This is a genomic window from Paenarthrobacter sp. 10N417 (assembly GCF_056394745.1).
In genome coordinates, this window is sequence record NZ_JBFTIL010000001.1 from 90633 (window position 1) to 112861 (window position 22229).

At 61.6% G+C, this 22229-nt stretch carries 18 protein-coding genes; 8 read left to right on the forward strand and 10 right to left on the reverse strand.

Going from position 1 to position 22229, the window contains the following annotated elements:
- Positions 1-13 precede the first annotated feature (13 nt).
- The 6 genes from AC1DCM_RS00405 to AC1DCM_RS00430 form a co-directional block, all read right to left on the reverse strand.
- Complete coding sequence (locus AC1DCM_RS00405) at positions 14-1192, reverse strand: FAD-dependent oxidoreductase (RefSeq protein ID WP_476900906.1); 1179 nt, start codon at positions 1190-1192, stop codon at positions 14-16.
- A 1-nt stretch (position 1193) separates the two neighbouring features.
- Positions 1194-1961, reverse strand: coding sequence for an amino acid ABC transporter ATP-binding protein (locus tag AC1DCM_RS00410; protein WP_476900905.1), 768 nt, complete (start codon positions 1959-1961; stop codon positions 1194-1196).
- On the reverse strand, positions 1958-2890 hold the full coding sequence (locus AC1DCM_RS00415; protein WP_477516965.1) for an amino acid ABC transporter permease: 933 nt from the start codon (positions 2888-2890) through the stop codon (positions 1958-1960). Before AC1DCM_RS00415 ends, AC1DCM_RS00410 begins: the two co-directional genes overlap by 4 nt.
- A gap of 11 nt (positions 2891-2901) precedes the next feature.
- On the reverse strand, positions 2902-3825 hold the full coding sequence (locus AC1DCM_RS00420; RefSeq protein ID WP_476900903.1) for an ABC transporter substrate-binding protein: 924 nt from the start codon (positions 3823-3825) through the stop codon (positions 2902-2904).
- 108 nt (positions 3826-3933) lie between these two features.
- Entirely contained in the window at positions 3934-5091 is a 1158-nt protein-coding gene (gene solA, locus AC1DCM_RS00425) for an N-methyl-L-tryptophan oxidase (protein ID WP_476900902.1), read from the reverse strand.
- Positions 5088-6047, reverse strand: coding sequence for a succinylglutamate desuccinylase/aspartoacylase family protein (locus AC1DCM_RS00430; protein ID WP_476900901.1), 960 nt, complete (start codon positions 6045-6047; stop codon positions 5088-5090). The genes solA and AC1DCM_RS00430 overlap by 4 nt, the downstream gene beginning before the upstream one ends.
- Positions 6048-6183: 136 nt before the next feature.
- Between AC1DCM_RS00430 and AC1DCM_RS00435 the strand changes: the two genes are divergently transcribed.
- Positions 6184-6864, forward strand: a complete 681-nt coding sequence (locus tag AC1DCM_RS00435) for a GntR family transcriptional regulator (protein ID WP_441437327.1) — start codon at positions 6184-6186, stop codon at positions 6862-6864.
- A gap of 562 nt (positions 6865-7426) precedes the next feature.
- Here AC1DCM_RS00435 and AC1DCM_RS00440 read toward each other — a convergent pair.
- The 4 genes from AC1DCM_RS00440 to AC1DCM_RS00455 are packed head-to-tail and all read right to left on the reverse strand — an operon-like array spanning position 7427 to position 11531.
- Positions 7427-8194, reverse strand: a complete 768-nt coding sequence (locus AC1DCM_RS00440) for an alpha/beta hydrolase family protein (protein ID WP_441437328.1) — start codon at positions 8192-8194, stop codon at positions 7427-7429.
- On the reverse strand, positions 8191-9216 hold the full coding sequence (locus tag AC1DCM_RS00445; RefSeq protein WP_441437329.1) for a zinc-dependent alcohol dehydrogenase: 1026 nt from the start codon (positions 9214-9216) through the stop codon (positions 8191-8193). Before AC1DCM_RS00445 ends, AC1DCM_RS00440 begins: the two co-directional genes overlap by 4 nt.
- On the reverse strand, positions 9213-10712 hold the full coding sequence (locus AC1DCM_RS00450) for an FAD-binding oxidoreductase (protein ID WP_441437330.1): 1500 nt from the start codon (positions 10710-10712) through the stop codon (positions 9213-9215). The genes AC1DCM_RS00445 and AC1DCM_RS00450 overlap by 4 nt, the downstream gene beginning before the upstream one ends.
- A 39-nt stretch (positions 10713-10751) precedes the next feature.
- On the reverse strand, positions 10752-11531 hold the full coding sequence (locus AC1DCM_RS00455) for an SDR family NAD(P)-dependent oxidoreductase (RefSeq protein WP_441437331.1): 780 nt from the start codon (positions 11529-11531) through the stop codon (positions 10752-10754).
- A 128-nt stretch (positions 11532-11659) separates the two neighbouring features.
- On the opposite strand from AC1DCM_RS00455, the gene AC1DCM_RS00460 reads away from it, so the two are divergent.
- From AC1DCM_RS00460 to AC1DCM_RS00490, 7 genes are all read left to right on the forward strand, one after another.
- Positions 11660-12208 (forward strand): TetR/AcrR family transcriptional regulator, encoded by a 549-nt coding sequence (locus AC1DCM_RS00460; RefSeq protein WP_477516966.1) that lies wholly within the window; start codon positions 11660-11662, stop codon positions 12206-12208.
- 332 nt (positions 12209-12540) lie between these two features.
- A complete protein-coding gene (locus AC1DCM_RS00465) occupies positions 12541-13506 on the forward strand; it encodes an alpha/beta hydrolase (protein ID WP_476900899.1) in 966 nt (321 codons plus the stop codon).
- Positions 13507-13625: 119 nt separating this feature from the next.
- Positions 13626-16106, forward strand: a complete 2481-nt coding sequence (locus AC1DCM_RS00470; protein WP_441437334.1) for a glycoside hydrolase family 2 TIM barrel-domain containing protein — start codon at positions 13626-13628, stop codon at positions 16104-16106.
- A 79-nt stretch (positions 16107-16185) separates the two neighbouring features.
- A complete protein-coding gene (locus AC1DCM_RS00475; RefSeq protein ID WP_441437335.1) occupies positions 16186-17532 on the forward strand; it encodes an MFS transporter in 1347 nt (448 codons plus the stop codon).
- Positions 17533-17601: 69 nt separating this feature from the next.
- Complete coding sequence (locus AC1DCM_RS00480; protein WP_476900898.1) at positions 17602-19869, forward strand: glycoside hydrolase family 3 C-terminal domain-containing protein; 2268 nt, start codon at positions 17602-17604, stop codon at positions 19867-19869.
- 33 nt (positions 19870-19902) lie between these two features.
- Entirely contained in the window at positions 19903-21180 is a 1278-nt protein-coding gene (locus AC1DCM_RS00485; RefSeq protein ID WP_477516967.1) for a glycoside hydrolase family 1 protein, read from the forward strand.
- 87 nt (positions 21181-21267) lie between these two features.
- Positions 21268-22221 (forward strand): LacI family DNA-binding transcriptional regulator, encoded by a 954-nt coding sequence (locus tag AC1DCM_RS00490; RefSeq protein ID WP_441437338.1) that lies wholly within the window; start codon positions 21268-21270, stop codon positions 22219-22221.
- Positions 22222-22229: the final 8 nt, after the last annotated feature.

A 22229-nucleotide genomic window follows, 5' to 3' on the forward strand; every position in this document is an offset into this window, starting at 1 on the left:
ATCAACGCTTTCACTAGTTGTGGGAAGAGGAGTGTCCGGCCGCGGCAGCCTGCGTGCTGTGGACGCTCATGAACCGTTCCGGACGCACGAAGTCCAGCCCCTCGAATGTTTGCGAGCCAAGTGCTTCGCGTGCGGCGATCTCGCCGTATCCGGTGGCCATTTTGAAGCCCCCGCCGGAGAACCCTGTCGCGCAGTAGACCCTGCTGCCTGGATCCAACCGGCCGAGCAGGGGGTTGCGGTCGGTCGTGAAGAGGTCCGGGAAAGCGTCCGAGCGGACGATGTTCGGATACAGGCCGGGGAAGAACTCGCTGACCGTCTCGATCGTCTCGGCAACCTCTGCCGGAGTAAGTTCCCTGGGAACTGCATCGGGGTTCCTGGTAGGCGTTGGCCGGAAATTCAGGGTTGCCTTAACGGTGACCCCGTCAACGGCGGGCGCACCATACATGGAGCGGTCTCCGGAGAGCCGGACGAAGACAGGAAACCGCTCTGGAGAGAAGAGCGCTGGATTTTTCGCGACGAACCACGTGAGGAAGACCCTGTTGGGTTGGGTGTGTGCTTGGAGCGACTCCGGCATGAGCTTCTGTGACCAGCCGCCGGAGGCGACGATGACGTTCTCGAACGTCCAGGACTTGTCCCCGGAGGTCACCACGACACCGTCTACAGTTTCCCGGATCCCGTCTACTGGGGTGTTGGTGAGCACGGTCGCACCGTTGGCCTGGGCTGCGGAGACCGCAGCCGTGACGGCCCGATCCGTCCTTATCGCGCCGCCATTGGGGTCGAACACACCGATGTCGTCCGAACGCAGGTTGTGCTGCGGATACCGCTCGGCCATCTCCCTCCGGGAGAGGATCTGGTGCGCTACGCCGGTCGCCCGCGCCGACTCGAGCAGCTGCGGGATGTACTGGCCGTTCGCCGTACCAATGTAGATTCCGCCGCAGCGCAGGAGGATGTCCTGTCCGGTTTCGTCCTCAAGCTCGGCCCAGAGACGTTGGGAGCTCTGCAGGATGGGGTTGAAGCCCGGGTTTAGGTTGAGCATGCGGAACAGGCGGGTGTCTCCGCCAACGGCACTGCGTCCGTGGGCAGGGAGCTGCGCTTCGAATCCGACCACGGAATCGGATAGCCGGGAGGCCTGCCATAGGGCCATGCTGCCAATGGTGCCGAGGCCGATGACGGCCAGTTTTCCATCTGTCATTTCAGAGCACTTTCTCGAGGAAGGACTGGGTGCGGGACTCTTGGGGGTTGGCGAGGACTTCCCGGGCGTCGCCGCGTTCGACGACGTAGCCGTCGTCCATGAAGATCAGGGAATCGGCCACTTCGCGGGCGAAGCCCATCTCGTGGGTGACTACCACCATGGTCATGCCCTTCTTGGCGAGCTCCTTCATGACTGCCAGGACTTCACCGACCTTTTCGGGGTCCAGTGCAGATGTTGGTTCGTCAAAGAGCATGATGTCCGGGTCCATGGCCAGCGATCTGGCGATCGCGACGCGTTGCTGCTGCCCACCGGAGAGCTCGGCGGGGTAGCGATCCCCGAACGCGCCGAGCCCGACGCTTGTCAGCAGTTCCTGGGCTCGTTTGGCTGATTCCTTCTTGTCCGCGCGCTTGACCAGGACCGGTCCGGACATGACGTTCTCCCGGGCGGTCATGTTCGGAAACAGGTTGAACTGCTGGAAGACCATGCCAACCCTGGTGCGCTGCTGGGCCAGTTTCTTCGTTGGCAGGGCGTGGTAGGCCTTGTCGGTTTCGTAGTAGCCGAAGTCCTCGCCGTTGACCTTCAGAACACCGGAGTCCACGGTCTCAAGACCGTTGATGCAGCGAAGGATGGTGGACTTTCCCGAGCCGCTGGGGCCGATGATGCAGCAGATCTCTCCGCTGGCAATCTCCAGGTCGATGTCCTTCAGGACTGTCTTGGGTCCAAAGGACTTTCGGATTTTCCGGGCAAGGATAGTGCCGTCGGTGCTCATCGGGCGATACCTTCCGGGTCGGTCAGCACAACGGGTTTCGACTTCCGGGGAAGCCTGGCGGTTGCGCGGGAGTACTTCTGTTCGAGCTTGGACTGCGGGTAGCTCAGCAGCAGCGTCATGACCAGATACCAGAGGCTGGCCACGATGAGCAGCGGGATGGTCTCAAAGGTGCGCGCGTAGATCAACTGGGTGCTCTGCAGAAGCTCGGCCACGCCGAGAACGCTGACCAGTGATGTCTCCTTGAACATTCCGATGAACTGATTGCCGGTTGCCGGGATGATGGACGGCATGGCCTGCGGGATGATGACCTTGCGCATCCTCATGGACGCGCTCATTCCGAGCGAGTCGGCGGCCTCGAGCTGGCCTTTGCCTACCGCGGAAAAGCCGCCGCGGATGATCTCGGCCATGTACGCGGCCTGGTTGAGAGTCAGGCCCACGAGGGCTGCGGTGATCGGGCCCATGATCGTGTTGACGTCGATGGCGGTGCTGATGTCGGTGAACGGGATCCCGATGCTCAGGTTCGGGTAAAGGGCGGAGATGTTGAACCAGAAGATCAGCTGCACCAGCACTGGGGTGCCCCGGAACAACGTGATGTAGAGCCCGGCTGTCATGGAGACCGGCTTCACGTGCGAAGCCCGCATGATCGCAAGGGCAAGCCCGAGCAAGGTTCCCAGGGCCATGCTTGCAACCGTGAGGAAGATCGTGAGCATGAGCCCGCGAAGGATCGTCTCAGCGAAGAAGTACTTCCCGACGATCTCCCACTTGAAGTTGGAGTTTGTCAGGACGGAGGTGAGGATCCCGACGCCGACGAGGATGCTAAGGATCCACCCCGCGTATTCCGAGCGGGTCCGAAGCCGAAGCCGTGGCTTGAGCGCTGCATCAATGCTTCCCATGGCAGCTTTGTTTCCTTTGCTGATAGCCGTTGTCATTCAGGCACCTGCTAGTTCAACTTGGCGTCGGTGATGGCCCCAAACTCGAGGCCCCAGGTTTTGAGCGACTCTTTGTACTCCGGGTCCGCGAGGATCGACTGGACTGCTGCCTGGATGGCCGGGGTCAGCGGCGAGCCCTTCTTCAGCGCAACTGCCGTGATGCCGGTTCCGCCGACGTTGAGCGGAGGTGTGAGCATCTGGAAGGAGCCCGGCTGCTGCGTCTGTGCCCAAGCGAGTGCCGTGGTGTCGTAGAGGATGCCGTCGATGCGCTTGGAGTGCAGCTGGACAAGGGCTTCCTGGATGTTGGGCAGCGTTACCGCGTTGATCGCGGGCTGTCCCTTGGAGGTGCAGGTCATCTCGTTCAGGGCCGGAAGGCGCAACAGCTGACCGGTGGATCCCTGGGTGACGGCGATGCTCTTCCCGCACAGAGTCTCGTTGGTGAGTTTCTGCGGGTTTCCGGCGGTCACCCCAATGGAGCTGCCAGCCTTGAAGTAGTCGATCATGTCTACGACCTTGAGCCGGTCCTCGGTCTTGGCCATGGTCGAGACTGTGAAGTCGAAGCGGCCACCGTCAAGTCCCGGAATGATGGTGTCGAACTTCGTGTCCTCGAACTTCACCTTTACGCCAAGCTTCTTGGCAATGAGCCGGGTGATGTCCGGGTTGAGGCCGATCGGGGTTTTGTTGTCTTCGGCGAGGAAGACGGTCGGCGGGTAGTGCAGGTCCGCGGCCACCGTGAGCTCGCCCTTGTCCTTGTACGACTTCGGCAGGAGGCTTACAGCCTTCGGATCGGGCTGGACACCCTCCGAGATGTCCCTCAGGCCCAGCTCGGTGGGGCTGGCCGAAGGTTCGCTACCGGCGGCGCTGCCACACGCGGTTAAGCCAATCAGGAGGGCCAGTGAGGCCACAGCGGCGTGGACCTTATTTTGTGTCTTCATGGTGTTTTCCTTGGAATTTTTTTTGGTTGGGATGGTGCGGTTACAGGTAAGCCGTGCAGTGGTGCCAGATGGATGCAGTTAATGACCGGGACGGGGCCTTACGTCACCTCACGGGTTCGCCGTCGAGGTCTGGACGGTAAGGAACCGCTCGGGGCTCAGGAGCGGGATCGTGCTGTCACTGGCACCGTGAAGGGCGTAGTCCGCGGCGATTTCGCCGAGCGCCGGCGCAAGCTTGAACCCATGACCGGACAGGCCCGTGAGGACAGTGATGCGGTCCTCGCCGCCAAGCCGCCCAACGATCCCGTGCCCGTCCTGGGTGTAGCCCTCCATGTAGGCGGCCACACGGACAGGATCCGGATAGAGTGCCGGGAAGGAATCGGCCACGAGTTGCCTGAATGCCTTCATTTCGTCGATGGGGACCGTGCGGTCGAGGGCGTCGGGGTCATCGACCAGACGGTTGACGGTGCCGGACAGGCCTAGTTTCAGCCCGTTCCCGTCCATCGCCGGCAGTCCATAAAACTCTTCAGGCGTCGTGCGTATGAAGCATGGGAAGTTGGCCGGATCAAATGCTCCGCGTTCCTTCGTGACGAACCACGCTGATACCGCCTTGCGAACCTGCACGAGTGGCGCGAGTTCCGGAAGCAGCTTCGCAGCCCAGGGGCCGGTGGTGACCACAACGTGGTCGTATCGCTCGCTCCGGCCATGGGCGCTGACCCAGACCCCGCCCTCCTTGACTTCGACCCCTTCAACTGGGCTGTAGGTGCGGAGTTGGGCGCCCAGCGACATGGCTCGGTAGGCGGCCTTCAGCACCGCGAGCTCAGGGCGAAGATAGCCAGCCTCACGGTCCAGGACAACGGCGTCGCCCTCGTGGAACGGATGATGCGGCCAGCGGGTGCGCGCCTCGTCGAGCGGAATGATGGAGGCGTCCACCCCGAACTTGTCGATGGAGTCACTGACGTTGGCCATCTGCGATGATGCCTCCCCCAGCATGAGATTGCCGGCAAGGGTAAGGAGATTGGTGCCTGTCTCGCCCTCGAGCTGTTGCCACAGTGCCTTGGCGGTGCGAAGCAATGGCACGTATTCGGGGTCTTCGAAGTAGGCGGTGCGGAAGATACGGGACTCGCCCGCGTGGGCGCTGCGGTCGTGGGCGATTCCGAACTGCTCGTAACCGACTACCTCCATGCCCCGTGAAGCCAGGCGCCAGGCAGACATGCTGCCTGCCGTTCCGAGACCGATGACGGCCACTCGCTTCTTGGTGGTGCTCACTCTGAAACCTCCTGGGTTAGAACCATAAGGAGTCCGTCTGCGGCGATCGCGGGACTCGTGGTGATGATCATGGGTATTCCGGCGTGCGTTGCCTTGACTTTGTGGATGACGTCGCCGAAGAGGTCACTGACCTGTCCGAGAAGCTCCCCCTTGGAAACAGGCTTGCCAAGTTCGACGCTCGGTTGCCACCAACCGCCCACCGGCGAATGAATCCAGCTCCAGCCTTGGTCGTGCTCCGCCTGGCCAGGGGTCTGCTCAACGTCATAGGGGAGCATTCCCAGGGTCGCCGCCACATTCCGCAGGCCCCTGACATGAATGGCGACAGCCTTGCGATCGATGATGCCGCCGCCTCCTGCCTCAGCGGTGATCGCCGGGACACCGGCATCCGCGGCCGCAGAACTCGTGGTGCCGGTGGTAACCCGTGAGGCGGCAGGCTGCCTGATCACGTGCTGTGTTCCGTACGCCACCGCGATCCGCCGTGCAGCCTCACCCACCGGTGACTCGTCGTAGATAACTACCGGCTCGATAGCTTCCGGTACGTCTCCGGAATGAAGGTCGACGACGAAGTCGGCTTCCCGGATGAAGCGTTCGAACACATGGTGTGCCAGTACGTCCGAAAAGCTGCCGTTCGGGTCGCCAGGAAAGCACCTGTTCAGATTCTTGCCGTCCATTGGAACGATGAAGGGCGTCCGGCTCAGGTAAGCCGGGAGGTTTACCACGGGAACCGCGGTGATGATCCCCCTCAGTTCCGCAGGATTGACCTCTGCAACAAACTCCCGCAGAGCAGCCATGGCCGCATACTCACAGCCATGGACGCCCGCGAGCATCGTCAGCCGCGGCCCGGGCTCCCCGCCATGGATCTGGATGTACGGCAGATCCAAACCGCCGCCAGGGAGAGCAGCGATGTGGAAGTGGCCGCGAACCACGGCCTCTTGGCTTCTGAAGCCATCATGCATTTTGATGTCCTATCCGACCATAGTGTCCGACAATCGTGTCCGACATGATTGTTTGATACTATCGTTTGGTGATCTAGTGTCAAGGCCCACTCCAAAGCGCGGGTGGCTGCCATTAGCCGATAGGGGTGTGAGCGCAATGGAGAGTCAACCTACCTCTGAGCCAGCAAGGACGTCTCTCGCGAGAACGCTTGCGCCTCGGGTTGCGGAGCGAACAACGCTCGTGGATCAAGTGGCGCACCGAATCAGGAGGGAAATCATCCTGGGAACCCTCGATCCGGGTCGGCATCTCGTAGAAAAGAGGCTCGCTGAAGATCTGTCTGTGAGCCGCGGCACAGTCCGCGAGGCCCTGACGCGCCTTGCCGCAACCGGGCTCGTCGAATTCTCGCCGGGTTCAGGTAACCGGGTTCGATACTTCAGCGACGGCGACATCGCCGAGATCGGGGAAGTCTTCGCAGCCCTCGAAGGACGAGCTGCCATGCACGCCGTGCTTCCGCCGTCCGAAAGCGTTGAGAAAGAACTGAGGCGCATCGCCGAACGCATGCGGGGGCTTCGTCTGCCAGAGGACGTAGACGATCTCATGAGGTTGGACCGCGAGTTCCACGGAACGCTGATGAATCAGCAGCCAAAGGCCAAACTGGTGGAGGCATGGCAGAGCCTGGAGTCGCTTCTCGCCGTCATGATGGTGCCGATAATGCGGCGCGGCGTGGGAACCGCCGACAGCCAGGCGGACAGGCATCTGCTGCTGGTCGACGCCGCAATGAGCGGAGAGCCCGAACTGCTCATCAAGGGTCTCGAACAGCACTACTACCAGGAGTAACAGCAGATCGGCCACGCCGTGGCCTCGTATTTCTTTGCGGCACCGAACCAGAATGCTCACCGCTCGAAAGTGGTTGATCGAGACCTGGCCTAAAAGTAGTGGGCTGCTATCTGACGACTCTTTGGATCAGGTAAGGAACCGGTCGGGCGTGGTGCTGCGCACTCGCCCGCGTCACGTTGCCGTCGTTCGCCTCAGCCACGAGGGCACCGGATCCGAACTCGAACCGCAACCTCTGGCGGGCCAAGTCCCCGCCGCGGCTCAGCAATCAAACGGTAGCTCTAGAGACATTTCCCGGGAGCGCCACCAAAAACTGGAGTGAGATTTCGGATCCCTTCCCTAGAATTTCCCACTTTTCTTCCAGGACGAATCACGTCAGAGACAGAATGTCAGGAGTCCCTGACTGCATCGACGAGACGATAACTAGTGAGTTGGAGGCGGATGCGCGTTTCGCTGCCGATGCCATCGCCGCCCGGATCGGAATCACCCGGAGAATGCGCAGCCCGAATCGCATGGTTGGTATGCGTTTCGCCCTCTCCGGGTCCGAGGATCTTTGTGCTCCCCGTCATAATGAGAGCTTGTCTTCTCCGGCGGAAGGTACGGGCGCTGAGTCGGCGGTTACGTCGTTCAGCCACTCCAGCGCTTTGGGCCAATACGAATGATCGGGCTGCAGGACGAACATGTGGTCGCCCCCCTGAACTTCCCGAAGTTCAACATTGTCCCCCACCCCGGCGGCTCTGGAGACGTATGCCTTGCTGTGGCTCAAGGGGACCCGGACATCATCCGAGCCGTGGACGACCAATTGGGGAACACGGATCGGTGCCTGCTCCAAAGGCGAAGCTTCTTCAAAGACTTTCTTGGTAAGACCAGCCTTTTCGAGGAAGACCGGCGTCGCTCCCTCTCCCAGTCCTTCAGCCGCGCAGCGGGCGACATCCGTGATCGGGGCGAGCGCAACGACAGCAGCCAGTCGCGCTGTCTTGGCCGCGAGCAGGGCCAGGTGTCCGCCGGCGGAATGTCCAATGACCGCAATGGATGACGGGTTTACCCGCAGCGGCTCTGAGGTCAGGTGGTGAATGGCTGCCAGGACGTCGTCCAATGTCCCAGGCCAACCGCCGTCGTCGCCATCGATCCTTCGATACTCTACGTTCCAAACCAAATACCCCCTCTGATGCAGATCAGCAGCCAGCTCATCCATCAGATGCAGGTCGTGTTTAGCACGCCACCAGCCACCATGGAGCAGCACGACAGCACTGTCCTGTGACCAGTTCTCGGGAAACCAGGCTTCGACAAACTGAGAAGGATGCTTTCCGTAGTTAATGACTTGCTTTGTCATTGCCACGCCCCATGGAGGACGCTGCGAACCACGGTTTCGGGGTTCTGAACGGTGTGCGCAAACGCCTTGGCACCTTGCGACCAAGGGAACTGGTCAGTGATAACTGATGCCGGATCAACCACGCCCTCCTGGACCAAGCGCACCGCCTCGGAGTACATGCCTGGGCCTCCCTTGATTCCCAGCACCGACAGCTCTTTGAGCAAGATGCTCGCTGGCGACGGGGAATGCGGCCCACGGCCCACGATGGCAACAACGGAACCCGGGGCTGCTATCCGTTCGGCGAGGTCGACGCCCGCGCCGGCCGCGGATGTCTCGATCACCAGTATCGGGCCGCCTTTAAGTGTCTCGATGTCCTCAGCTTCCGCCGGATCGAACATCTTCACGCCAAGGGAGCTGCCCAGGTCCCGGCGTCGCTTCTGGGGCTCGAAGACAACGCAATCCCATCCAAAGTGCTGGGATACCTGTGCCTGCAGGATGCCCAACGGGCCTCCACCAATGATGGCGGCGGCCCCCTGGCCGGGCATTAAGGGCGCCACCCGGCGAAGTGTGTGAAGGGCCACGGCGACGGGCTCCAAGACGGTGGCCGCCAGGTCTGATACCGCGTCCGGCAGCGGAATGAGTTGTGCCGCCGGAAGCTGTACATATTCAGCGGCCAAACCTGGGCCGAGCATGCCGAGGTATCCGCCGTCCGCGCAGAGCTGCACCTTGCCTTGCCGGCACATCGCGCATTTCCCGCATCGGACGACGGGGTCAACGGCAACGCGTTGGCCCTCTTGGAGATCGACTCCAGGCCCTACCGATTGGATGATTCCGGCTCCGTCATGCCCCGTTACCCATGGATACATGGATCCCCGACCGGAGTAGATGTGAAGGTCTGTGCCGCACAGGCCCAGAGCGACCATGCGGACAACGACTTGACCGGGGCCGGGCTGACCTAGGTCAGGGCGTACGACAGTATCCATCTCATAGGGTGCTGTCAGCTCAAGAACACGGCCACCGAGGCTGATGGCTGCAGCACTCATGAGATGCCGTACTTGCCCGGCGCGATGGTTCCCTTGGGATCCAGTGCCGCCTTAATTTGATGCGTGACCTGCTGCAGTACCGGCAGACGGGCCATGGCCCGTTCCTGCCAGTCAGTCGGGGTTCGTCCGATGGGGTAGCCGATCTCGTCGTATGCTTCGACCAAGGCAGCATAGGCGGCGTTCATGCGGGCTACCTCATCAGCGTCCTGACGGTTGAAGATGATGAGGTGCAGGCCGCGTGCTGCCCTGGTGCTGCAAACGAACTCGACGAAGTACTCAAACCCGTGCTCGGCAAGGACGCGGCGTGAGGTTTCGTGCTGAAGCTCAGCAGCTTCGCCGATCATAGGTGTGGCGGGCAGGAACCAGGTCGCGCCACCGCCAGGGCGCCAGTTGAGCATGTCGACTTCACTGTCTGTGGGTTCACCACTGTAGGTGTCGAGATGGATCTTGTAGATGGGGTTATCCAGCATTTCCTTGTGGGAAATGTAGGTGGCCTTACCTGATGCCTCGAAAACGGCGCGGATCCTACCGAGCGTGGGCTGCAGCGCCTCCTCGGAAGGCCCATACAGGGCGCCGGACACGAGCCACGCTCCGGTGCCATGCTTTTCCTGCAGTTCCCGGCGGATGGCATCCGGCAGTGGCACCTGACCGTCGGTGCGGTTATAAGGGTAGGTATCCTCCGTAGCGAAGCCGTAACCGCCGGAGGTCACCTTGATGAGGGTAGGAACCACCGAGTTGAGCTTCAGCGGGCGCACCATTTCAAAGATCTCGGAAAGGTCCTCGTCCTCCGCGAAGGAGAAAGCAAATCCCACAATGACCGGCGGGCGTGGCATCAGCCAGACAGCAGTCTGCGTGACAATGCCGAAGTTGGATTGAGTGAAGATGCCGTCCAGGAGCGGTCCGAACCCCGACTTATTAGTAAAGCGGCTATTGGAATTGGGAAGGGACCCGTCTCCGGTGTTGAAGATTTCCCCGTTGGGCAGAACTACTTCCATCCCGCAGAGCGTGCCGAAGTGATCGAAGTGAGGGGTGTAGCCGGCACCGCGGTCGAGGGCATTGCCGATGATGCTGCCATCGGGCGGACCGGAGGTTCCGCTGATCATGAACTTGTCGCCGAGTTCGGCCATTTTTGCCCGAAGCTGTCGGAAGGTTACTCCCGGTTCGATGACGGCGTAGCCGAGTCGTTCATCAACTTCCAGGATGCGGTTCATCCGTTTGCCCAGGTGCATAACCACCTGGCCTTCCCGGACTGGGGAAAACTCTCCCATGCCCCAGTTATGGCCCGTGCTGGTCGGCCACAAAGACACTCCATGCTCGGCGGCCAGGCGAACAATGGTGGAAACGTCTTCAGTGGAAGAAGGAAAAACAATCCCATCGGTTTGACGGTCTCCGCCAGGGAGCCGGTTGCTGCTGTATGAGGCGCGGCCAGCATCCGAAACGTCAACGGCATCTTGACCAAGGATCTGGGAGACTGCCTCAAAGAACTTTTCTGACATTAGAAGAAACTCCTGTTTGAAGGGTTTTTTGTTTGGCGGCTAAATCGCCGACCAGCCGCCGTCGGAGGCCAGAACCGCGCCGTTTAGGTTGGTGCCGTCGTCGCTGAGCAGGAAAGTGATTGAGGCTGCCAACTGTGCGGCGTTAGCGGGCGTGGGGATATTGGCCTGCATGAGTGGGATGAGCCGTTCGGTGGCCAGTTGGGAGCCGAAGTTTGCCTCGATGCCAGTGAGTGTGGGCCCGGGAGCCACGGTATTGAAGCGAAGACCCTTCGGGCCGTACATCACGGCGGAGTTCTTGGTCAGGCCAACAACGGCATGTTTGGAGGCAGTGTATGCAGCCCCGGCAGCCGAACCGCGGATGCCGGCCTCTGAGGAAACGTTGACTACCGACCCCGCCCCGGCTTCCAGCATCAGCGGTACAACGGCGCGGGTAAGACGCATGAGGGCGGTGACGTTGATCCGGAAAACGCGGTCCCAAAGGTCATCGTCCACCTCATGGATTGGTGCGAAGTTATCCATGATTCCGGCAATGTTCGCCAAGGCGTCGATGCGCCCGCCGGCGGCAGAAACCACAGCGGCAATAGTTTCCTCAGTAGAGATGTCACCGGCCACTGGCACCAGGTCCAGGTTCTTATTCTCTTCAACGAGAGCGTCGAGGCGCTGCTTGCTGATGTCCGCGGCGATAACCTTGCCGCCCTCCTTGGCGATGCGCATGGCAGTCGCCTGCCCTATGCCGGACGCTGCACCCGTTACGACGACGGTTTGTCCCGCAAAGCGGCCATTAGTGATGGTTTCCTGCCACGAGGCTTCGCTGCCCATGATGTCCTTCCAGACGCTGATGATGTCGCAGCCAAGATTACGACACTCAGTGTCATAATGGAAGGGTGAATACTGGTGAGATGCTTTCGAACGATTCAATCACTATCCACCGGTCGCCGGGGCGGCCGGTGAGCATCGACCCTGAAGCGGTTGCCGCCCTTGCCCTCAAAATGTTCGCCGAGCGGGGGTATGAGCAGACCTCGATGGAGGATATTGCGCGGGAGGCCCGCGTTGGGCGGAAGACTTTGTACCGCCATTTCGCCAATAAAGCAGAGTTGGTATGGGGCGGGATGGGACCTGTAATAGAAGCCTCCGCCGCCGCCTTGGAGTCGGCCCCTGCACATCCCCTGTCCCGACAGGCGATTCTGGACGGACTTCGGGAAGCCGTGCTTACGGGTATTGCCGCCCTCCCGGACCTCGCCGTGACCCGCGGGAGACTCCGATTGATCGCCGAACACCCGGAGCTGCTGAGCCGCAGCCAGGAATTCTTAGGGACTCGCAACGACCAGACCCGCTCCTACCTCACCGCCCGTGGCATTCCTGAAGACACTGCCCGGTACCTGTGCGCCGCTCTTGCTGGCGCATTATTCGAAGCCTGGCTGCAATGGGCGGCTAATGATGACACTGACCCTGCCCCCTACCTTCGGCGGGCGCTTGCCGTCCTCCAGCTGGGCTAACCAGGTCTTCGCCCCCATCTTGGACGGATGACGTACGCTCCAGGGTCAAAGTTTGGCCCGGAGGATCAACTGCTTCGCATTTCGATGCTTGAGCTGGTGCGATCCACTGGAGTGGCTCTTCAAGGGCTTTGCTGCAGCCGACACCCATCTGTGCGCCGCGGCCGCTCAATGCACTGCATTCCCAACGGGAAATTTCAGCCCCTATTGACGCGTGTCACCCACGCGTGATTAGATCGGTGACGCGCGTCACCCACGATGTCGCGACTAACCGCGAGAGCGCCTGACTTCACGAATAGTTCACGATCGATCCCCGCAGAGGAGAACGTTCCACGATGACCGAATACCCTGTTCCAACCACCATCAGCCTCGAGGCACAGAATGTATTGGCCATGGCCGCCGGAAGGCCGCCGCAGCCTGATCCCGCCCCTGAGGATGTCGAGGTCTGGCGTGCCCTGGCGGCGGCCGCCGAATCCTCAGACCCTGTCTTCGTCGAAACCATGGCGCGAGCGACAACTGGCGCCGTGACATCAGACGTTGCAGTAGCAGTAGAAGCCGGCAAGGTTCATGGGGCGAAATTCTTTATGGCTGAGCCGTCGGACATCGCAGCTGACGACGAGCGGGTCCTTCTGTACATCCACGGCGGAGGTTTCCTTTGGGGCGGCGGGCCCACTGCGCGCCGCTCCACCGAGCTCATCGCCGGCAACATCGGCGTGCGCACCTGGGGAATGGACTACCGGCAACTCCCGGACAACCCGTTCCCGGCTGGCCTGGATGACTGCATGACGGTATACCGCGAACTGCTGAAGAGCCATAGGCCGGAGACGATCGCCATCGCCGGGCAATCCGGAGGCGGCAATCTCTCAGCAGCCCTTCTCCTTAGGGCCCGAGACGAGGGTCTGCCAATGCCAGCCGCCGCCTGCCTCATTTCTCCTTGTGTCGATTTCACGCTTGCCGGCGACACGTACACCACCCTCGGGTTTGGCCTCAGCGAATGGCACCCGAAGAACATGCTCGAGCTATACCGCGGTGATCAGTCACTCGAGCACCCCTACATCTCACCTCTGTTCGGCACATATACCGCAGACTTCCCGCCTGTCATGCTGACCTCCGGGACGCGCGACTTCCTCCTCTCGGATACCGTGCGGTTGCACCGCAAACTCCTTCAGGCCGGCGTCCGCGCCGAACTTCATGTCTGGGAAGGTGCCCCGCACGGCATGTTCATGGGAGAGGCTCCGGAGGATCGAGAACAGATCGAGCAGGCGCGCCGATTCCTTGAAGCCTCCTGGGCAGCAGCATGAGCTTCATGAGAGACGACGACGCTCAACCGCGGGAATCAACCATCCGTTGACGTGCACCAGCGCGTGGTTAAGCCGTGACGAGTCACTGACAATCGCTATTGATTTTTCTAGGAGTGCTAATGGCCAGGAAACCATTCAACGAAGGATGGGCCGTCCGGACGAGGGTCAGTGCTTTCGCTGAACTGGGCGGAGCAAGTGAACAGTGGGTTGATGTAATGCTTCCGCATGATGCGCTGATCTCGAAGACCAGAAGCGGTGATGCTCCTGCCGGCGCGGCTGGCGGATATTTTCCCAGTGGTGCTTTCGAATACCGCAGGATGCTCGATGTTGATGAGGCAGATCGCGGCAAGGTGTTCGCTCTCGAGTTCGACGGCGTTTACCGGGACGCGATGGTGTACGTCAACGGTGCCCTGGCCGGCCAAGACGCTTATGGCTACTCGCGCTTTACCGTGCGCATTGACCCGTTCCTTCGGTTCGGTGCCGCGAACGAGGTCCGGGTGGTCTGCCGGGCGCATAAGGACAGTCGCTGGTACACCGGTGCCGGGATCTACCGGGACGTGCACCTGATTGTTAAGGAGCCTATCCACATCGGGGTAGATGGTGTCCGTGTCACCACTGCTGACATCGACAGCAATCGCGCGATGGTGGAGGTGACTGCAAGGATCACCAACACCACCGCCGTGACCACCACGGTCAACTTAGCAGCGTCGGTCAATGAAGAAGGCATCGCCGAGGTCGCCAGCGACGAGTCCCCTGTCACACTGCTTCCAGGCACCTCGGCTGTGGTGCGCCATCGGCTGATGGTCGAGAATCCTGCCTTGTGGGGATTCGATTCGCCGTCCTTGTACACGTGCGTCCTGCTGCTGCGAGACGCAGGCGCGGTCATCGACAGGGAATCCGTCACGTTCGGGATCCGTCGGATCCAGGTCGACGCCAAGAGAGGGTTGAGGCTCAATGGTGAGACGGTGAAACTGCGCGGTGCCTGCGTTCATCACGACAATGGACCTTTGGGTGCGGCGACTATTGCCGCGGCCGAGGAGCGCCGGGTCCGGGTCCTGAAGGAAGCCGGTTTCAACGCCATCAGGAGTTCGCACAACCCCGCGAGCTCGGCACTCCTGGATGCCTGTGACCGGCTCGGGATGCTCGTCATCGATGAAGCGTTCGACGTTTGGACCTCGGGTAAATCCGATTACGACTACGCCACTGATTTCGCGCAGTGGTGGGAACGTGATCTTGAGGCCCTTGTGGCCAAGGACATCAATCACCCCAGTGTGATCATGTACTCCATCGGCAATGAGATTCCGGAAACCGGAACTGCTGATGGCGGGGTGTGGAGCCGCCGGCTTGCCGAAAAACTGCGGTCGCTGGACGGGACCCGGCCCATCACCAACGGTATCAACGGTTTTGTATCGAGTCTGGACATTGTCCTGGCCGGCATGAAACAGCACCAGGGCGCAGCTGGCGACACCGGAGCGGGCGTGAACGGGATGATGACCCAGGTCGGAGACATGATGAACCATATCTCGGCCTCCGAAATGGTCAGCGAACGGACCGCCGAATCCTTTTCGGTGCTTGACGTGGCAGGAATGAACTACGGTGACGGACGCTACCTGCTGGATAAGACGCTCTTTCCGAACCGCGTCATTGCCGGCACTGAGACTTTTCCGGGGCAGATCGCCAAAAACTGGGACCTCGTCAAAGCCAACGATCATGTTATTGGCGACTTCGCCTGGACCGGGTGGGACTACCTGGGAGAAGCCGGCTTGGGCTCGGTGGGATACGCCGACGGCGGCCATGGTGCAGCAGCAAGCGTGGCACGTCCCTACCCGTGGCTTACCGCGTGGACAGGCGACATCGACATCACAGGTGAGCGCCGCCCCGCCTCCTACTACCGGGAGATTGTCTTCGGGCTCCGGTCAACGCCATACATCGCGGTCCAGCGCCCGCAGTTTCATGGGCGCACACCGCTCATGACGCCTTGGTCCTGGAGTGATGCGATCAGCAGCTGGACCTGGGAGGGATTCGAGGGACAGCCGATCCAGGTGGAGGTGTACTCGGACGCCGACGACGTCGAACTGCTCCTCAACGGGGTGCCTGTCGGACGATCCAAGGTAGGAGAAAACCTGGCCTTCCGTACCGATTTCGACATCATCTACACCCCCGGTGACTTGACCGCTGTCGCGTATAAGGACGGCCAGGAGCATTCCCGTGTGCAGCTATCCACGGCACGCGACCGATTGCACCTTGACGTGAGCTCCGACGTCGACCTACTCACAGCCGGCACCGGGGACCTCGCCTTCCTGCGAATAGCACTCACGGACGGAAGCGGCGTTCTTCACAACGGCCGGGACCGCGAGGTCGCCGTAACGGTGGACGGACCCGCGGTCCTCCAAGGCCTCGGAAGCGCCAATCCCGCTACAGACGAGCCCTTCACAGCAGGCTCACATACAACCTTTGACGGCCGCGCCCTGGCCATCATCCGCCCAACCGGGCAAGGCCCTGTCACCGTCACCGTGACAGCCTCCGGATGCCAACCGGCCACCGTCACCATCGGTGCCAACGCAACCGAAGCAACGGGAGAACGTCAGCTCGTCTCCTAGCACAAGCACCACCGCTCCAACTGTGTTTACTTCACCTCAATCCCCCAACACCCGTACATCAAGACGACGGAGTCCTGCCGTGAAAAACAACAACAACCTTCCTCCGGCCACCGCCACCATCGGGGGCACACCAGCCGAGGTGGCGGAGGAGCAAATACTTCTTGCTCCTCCTGTCACCGGGCAGGTGGACCTGCCCAAGGTCAGCGCCAAGTACATTTGGCTCCTGCTGCTGGGCATGTTCGGAACCTACATCGCCCTCGTGACACCCATTGCCCTGTCCCTGGCCATCAAGATCAAAGCAATTGCACCGGATCACGAGGAGTACCTGGGGTTCGTCATCGGCGCCGCCGCCGTAGTCTCGCTGGTCTCCGGTCCCATCATCGGGGTGCTCAGTGACCGCACCCGAAGCCGCTTCGGGCGCCGCCGCCCCTGGCTCGTAGCCGGCTCCCTTCTCGGAACCCTGGGCCTGCTCATTATCGCCCTCGCACCGGACGTGCCCATGGTTACCGTGGGGTGGGTTGTCACGACGCTGGGCTGGAACACCGTCATTGGAAACTTGACCAACTCCCAGGCAGATCGCCTGCCGGAGTCCCAGCGCGGAAAAGTCGGCGGCCTGGTCGGCTTCGTCACCATGGCAGCACCGGTGACAGGCGCCATCCTCGCCGGCAGCCTCGCCAAAGACGCCTTGCTGCTCTTTATGATCCCCGCGGTGCTCGGCCTGGTCCTTACCGTTCTGTTCACATTCGTCATCCGTGAGGACGACAGCCGCACCCGCAACTTCGAGGACAGGCTGAACCTTCGCCTGGTCCTGTCCAAATTCGTGTACAACCCCCGCACGCACCCCGACTTTTCGTGGAACTGGCTCGGACGATTCCTTTTCTACTTCGGCCTCACCATGAGCTCAACCTTCACTGCGTTCTACTTCGCACAGCGGCTCGGGGTTCAGATCACCGAAATAGGCACCCTCGTGGCAATCGGCGGGATGCTCGGTATCGTCACGGTGATCATCGGCTCCATCGGAGGCGGCTTCCTTTCCGACAAGCTGCGCAAGCGCAAGCCCTTCGTGCTCAGCGCCGGTTTCATGTTCTCCGCCGGCGCAGTAGTCATGGCTTTCGGTGACAACCTGCCCATGCTTCTCATCGGTTCAGCCATCTCAAACCTGGGCCTTGGCATCTTTTCCGCCGTTGACCAGGCTCTGGTCCTGGACGTACTGCCCGAGCGGGACACCGACGCCGGACGGTTCATAGGCATCAATGGACTCGCTAACTCCCTGGCACAGTCAGCCGCCCCGCTGATCGCACCGCTTTTCCTGGGCATTGGTGTAGCCGCTGGAGGAGACAAAAACTACTCCCTGCTTTACCTGCTGGCCGGAGCCTTCACGATCCTCGGCGGCGTCGTCGTCCTGAAGGTCAAAGCCGTCCGCTGATCCCGCGGTCCGACACGGAATGCAGCAGACAAGCGTGCAACCGGGCCACCCCTACTACAGAGGAATTCCATGCAGAACATCGACGTCAGCCAGCTGACGCTGCAGCAAAAAGCGTCCCTGTTGATCGGAGATACCTTTTGGTCAACCACTGCCATCAAGGACCATCACATTGGTGCCGTGACCATGGCGGACGGACCCCACGGCGTCCGCATGCAGAAGCATGGGACTGACCACCTCGGGCTATACCGCAGTCAGCCCGCAACGTGTTTTCCGCCTGCGGTAGGAATCGGATGCAGCTGGAGCGAGGACGTCGCCGCACGCGTCGGCGCCGCCTTGGCCAAAGAATCACAGGCCCATGGCGTGGACATCCTCCTCGGCCCGGGCGTGAATATCAAACGCTCACCTCTGGGAGGCAGGAACTTCGAGTACTACTCCGAGGACCCGCTGTTGTCCGGCGTACTTGGGAGCGCCTACGTCAAGGCTTTGCAGGAGCACGGTGTGGGAGCATCCGTGAAGCATTTGGCGGCCAATGACCAGGAGACCGAGCGCATGGTCATCAGCTCCGACGTCGACGAACGCACACTCCGCGAAGTGCACCTGTCAGCCTTCGAACGAGTCGTCACCGAAGCGCAACCGGCGACGGTCATGTGCTCATACAACAAGATCAACGGCGTCCACGCCTCAGAAAACCGCTGGCTTCTCACTGATGTACTGCGCGGCGAATGGGGATTCAACGGCGTTGTGGTGTCCGACTGGGGCGCGGTCCGCACACGGCCGGCAGCACTGAACGCCGGCTTGGATCTGGCAATGCCCGGACCAGGGCAGTACGCCACCGAAGCGCTCATCAAGGCCGTCCAAAACGGGAGCGTGAACGAGTCGGCGATCGATCTGGCAGTGGAACGGGTTCTGGACCTTGCCGCCTACAGCGAACCCCGCATCACCGGGACCGCCCCAACTGAGTTCGATTCCGCAGCGCACCATGAACTGGCACGTGAGCTCGCCACCGAGTGCGCTGTCCTGCTCAAAAACCAGGACGGCGTACTGCCCCTGAAACCAGGAACATCCCTTCTGGTTGTCGGAGAATTCGCCACCAACCCCAGGTACCAGGGCGGGGGCAGCTCACACGTCAACGCCACACTCATCGACATACCCCTGGAGGAACTCAAGGCGGGGGCCGCTGTCTCTGATGGCAGCGTCCACTACTCGCAGGGCTTCTCTCTCCAACCCGGCGAGAACGATGCTGAACTCCGTGCCCACGCCGTGGAGGCGGCCCGCACCGTGGACGTCGCTGTCATATTCGCGGGCAACCCCGAAGAGGAGGAATCCGAAGGGTTCGACCGGACGAGGCTGGAACTCGCCGCTGTGCAGGTCGAGCTCATCCGGGCGGTCGCGGCCGCCGCCCCCCGTACCGTCGTTGTCCTGGCGAACGGGGGTGTTGTCTCCCTTGAAGAATGGCATGACCAGGTGGACGGCATCCTGGAAGGTTTCCTCCTCGGCCAGGGCGGCGGTAGAGCGATCGCTGACCTGCTGTTCGGTGTGACGAGTCCCTCCGGACGCTTGGCCGAATCCATTCCTTTCCGGCTGCAGGACACGCCCACTTACCTGTCCTTCCCCGGCGAGCAGGGCCACGTCCGTTACACCGAAGGCGTCATGGTCGGCTACCGCTACTACGAAACGGTGCAGCGGCCCGTCCGGTACCCTTTCGGGCACGGGCTAAGTTACTCCACCTTCGAAACAACGGACCTCCGGGCCGAAGCGCGCGGCCATGACGAAATCGCTGTTACGGCGAATATCACCAACACCGGAAAGATCCCGGCAAAACACGTCATACAGATCTACCTTTCAACCGACGCCGGGCCGGTCCTGCGCCCGGAACGGATCCTCGCCGCCTTCACCAAAGTCCTCCTTCAACCGGGCGAAACCCGGGAGGTCCATTTCCTCCTGGACCGCAGGAACCTTCGGTACTGGGACGTTATCCTTGACCGCTGGGTTGTCGCCCCGGGCTGCTACACCGTGCAAGTATCCGACAATGCCTCACACGTCCTGCTGGAGCAGGACGTGGCACTTGACGGTGACGAACTGCCACGCCTCCTGTCGCTGCAATCCGACGTTGCGGAGTGGCTCGCACACCCCACGGCGGGGCCGGCACTGGCGAACGAACTCAACCCCATCATGGCGGCATCCGGCCAACAGCTGGACGACGACAGCGACGGCACCCGCATGGTGCTCTCCATGCCCATGAACCAGATCCTGAGCATCCTCGGCGGTGCCATTGACGGCGATTGGCTTGTCTCCCTGCTTGAGCAGCCCGCTGAGGCTACTTCCTCCCCCGCCTAGCCCACCGGCCTGAAACCCACGGAAAACACACCCATGACTGAGATTCCCACCCCGCACATGACACCACGCCCCATCGAAAGGACACCAATGACAACGTTTGGCCCGGATTTCCTCTGGGGTGCTTCGACGGCGCCGCACCAGATCGAGGGAAACAACATCAACAGTGACTGGTGGGCCCGGGAAGGGCTCTTCCCTGGTATGGAGCTCAGCGGTGACGCGAACGACAGCTATCACCGTTACCGGGAGGACATGACCCTCCTCGCCGAGGCTGGCTTGAACTCCTACCGGTTCGGAATCGAGTGGGCGCGCATCGAACCCCGGCCCGGAGTGTTCTCCCCTGCACTGCTGGCTCATTACCGTCACATGATTGACACCGCCCTGGAGCTGGGCATCAAACCGGTCATCACCCTCCACCACTTCAGCTCCCCGCGATGGTTCGCAGACGAAGGCGGATGGAGTGCCCCCGCTGCACCCGAACGCTTCTCACGCTACGTGGAGGCCGCTTCGTCCATTCTGGGCGACGTCGGACACGTCATCACCATCAACGAACCCAACATGCTCGCCATGATGCTCAATCTGGAAGCAGCAGCCAGCCGTGGTGAACTGGACTCGTGGCAGAGCCCCACTGTCGAAAACCAGGGTGAGACCGAATATAGGCAGCCTCCGCTGCCGGTTCCGGTGCCAGACGACGGGAAGTACGTCGTCGAAGCCCACCATCTGGCGCGCGAGGCACTGCGCCAGCGCACGGACGCCCAAGTTGGCTGGAGCGTGGCAAACCAGTCCTTCACTGCAGCACCGGGAGGAGAAGAACGCCTCCTGCAGATCCGGTGGAACTTTGAAGACCTTTACCTTGAGGCCGCGAAGGGTGATGACTTCGTCGGTGTTCAGTCCTACACCTCCCAGCAGGTAGACGCCAATGGTCTGGTGCCGCATCCGGCCCATCCGGACAACACCATGATCGGTACCGCATACCGGCCGGACGCGCTTGCTATGGCGGTAAGGCACGCCGCCCAAGTGGCAAACGTGCCCATCCTTGTCACCGAGAACGGTATCGCCACCCCGGATGACACACGGCGCATCGCCTATACCCGCGAGGCCCTGCAGCACCTGGCCGCGGCCATGGAAGATGGTGTCGACGTCCGCGGTTACCTGCACTGGTCACTGTTGGATAACTACGAATGGGGCCATTGGGAACCGAAATTCGGCCTCGTCGCCGTAGACCGGACCACCTTTGAACGTAAACCCAAAGAAAGCCTCGGATGGCTCGGAAACATCGCCCGCTCCGGCGGCGCGAGGCTCAGCGGGTCCTGACAGGCCCGGGGGAACGCCGCCATGGGCAGCCCGCCCTGAAGCCGAAGCTATGATAATTAGACCTCGAACAACGGAAGGCGGGCGGTCGTGATACCCACCAGCCAGGATGTCGCCAACCGTGCCGGGGTGGCTCGTTCCACGGTCAGCATGATCCTTAACGGGAAAAAAGCCTTTTCGCAGGAGACGCGGGACCGTGTTGCCAAAGCTGTGGCTGAGCTAGGCTACGAGCCATCGTCAGCAGGACGTACGCTGGCCCGCGGCGCCAGCGATATCGTGATCGCGCTGATTCCTGACACAACCTTCGGACGCAACCTTCAAGACATCTACGGTCTGCTCACGGATGAACTCGCTGCACGAGGCCTGACACTTGTCCTGCGTCTATCGAGCCGTACTGACGCTGATTTCGACAGGCTCATCGTCGGGCTGAAGCCACGTGCAGTCCTGACGCTGGCTGCCCTTTCCGAGGGACAGCGCGCGCTGCTTGAACGCCGGGGCGTCAAGCTGCTGGAGACCGACGAATCCGGCAGTCACGGCATCAACGCGCAAATCGGAAGACTGCAGGCGCGATACCTCATCGAACGCGGCTATCAACAGCTTGCGTACGCGCACCTGCGGGACGCGCGCAGCGACCCGTTCGGCGGCCCCCGCGAACGCACCTTCAGGGAAGAGTGTCTTAGGCAGGGCCTTGACGAACCCCACGTTCTGCATCTTGATATCACACCCGTGGACGCCCGAAAGGCGCTGGAAGAATTGGGACACCGAGGATTTGCCGTGGCCTGCTACAACGACGACGTCGCCACCGCACTTTTGCACGCTGCCCACGAGAAAAGCTGGAACATCCCCGAAGACATCGCTCTGATCGGAATGGACAACACCCCATTGTCGCAGCTGACCATCCCCCCGCTGACCACGATGGGATACGACCCCACTCAGGTCAGTCAGCTCTCGATGCAGTCGCTGCTTAACCGTTTGGATGAGCAGCAGTCGGACCAACCCCTTCCCGAGCTTCACATCGACATCATCGAGCGGTCGACCGCCTAGGCCACCAG

Coding starts and splice junctions, on each gene's coding strand:
- AC1DCM_RS00405 (WP_476900906.1), bottom strand. CDS start 1,192: ATGACAGATGGAAAACTGGCCGTCATCGGCCTCGGCACCATTGGCAGC.
- AC1DCM_RS00410 (WP_476900905.1), bottom strand. CDS start 1,961: ATGAGCACCGACGGCACTATCCTTGCCCGGAAAATCCGAAAGTCCTTT.
- AC1DCM_RS00415 (WP_477516965.1), bottom strand. CDS start 2,890: ATGACAACGGCTATCAGCAAAGGAAACAAAGCTGCCATGGGAAGCATT.
- AC1DCM_RS00420 (WP_476900903.1), bottom strand. CDS start 3,825: ATGAAGACACAAAATAAGGTCCACGCCGCTGTGGCCTCACTGGCCCTC.
- AC1DCM_RS00430 (WP_476900901.1), bottom strand. CDS start 6,047: ATGCATGATGGCTTCAGAAGCCAAGAGGCCGTGGTTCGCGGCCACTTC.
- AC1DCM_RS00435 (WP_441437327.1), top strand. CDS start 6,184: ATGGAGAGTCAACCTACCTCTGAGCCAGCAAGGACGTCTCTCGCGAGA.
- AC1DCM_RS00440 (WP_441437328.1), bottom strand. CDS start 8,194: ATGACAAAGCAAGTCATTAACTACGGAAAGCATCCTTCTCAGTTTGTC.
- AC1DCM_RS00445 (WP_441437329.1), bottom strand. CDS start 9,216: ATGAGTGCTGCAGCCATCAGCCTCGGTGGCCGTGTTCTTGAGCTGACA.
- AC1DCM_RS00450 (WP_441437330.1), bottom strand. CDS start 10,712: ATGTCAGAAAAGTTCTTTGAGGCAGTCTCCCAGATCCTTGGTCAAGAT.
- AC1DCM_RS00455 (WP_441437331.1), bottom strand. CDS start 11,531: ATGGGCAGCGAAGCCTCGTGGCAGGAAACCATCACTAATGGCCGCTTT.
- AC1DCM_RS00465 (WP_476900899.1), top strand. CDS start 12,541: ATGACCGAATACCCTGTTCCAACCACCATCAGCCTCGAGGCACAGAAT.
- AC1DCM_RS00470 (WP_441437334.1), top strand. CDS start 13,626: ATGGCCAGGAAACCATTCAACGAAGGATGGGCCGTCCGGACGAGGGTC.
- AC1DCM_RS00480 (WP_476900898.1), top strand. CDS start 17,602: ATGCAGAACATCGACGTCAGCCAGCTGACGCTGCAGCAAAAAGCGTCC.
- AC1DCM_RS00485 (WP_477516967.1), top strand. CDS start 19,903: ATGACTGAGATTCCCACCCCGCACATGACACCACGCCCCATCGAAAGG.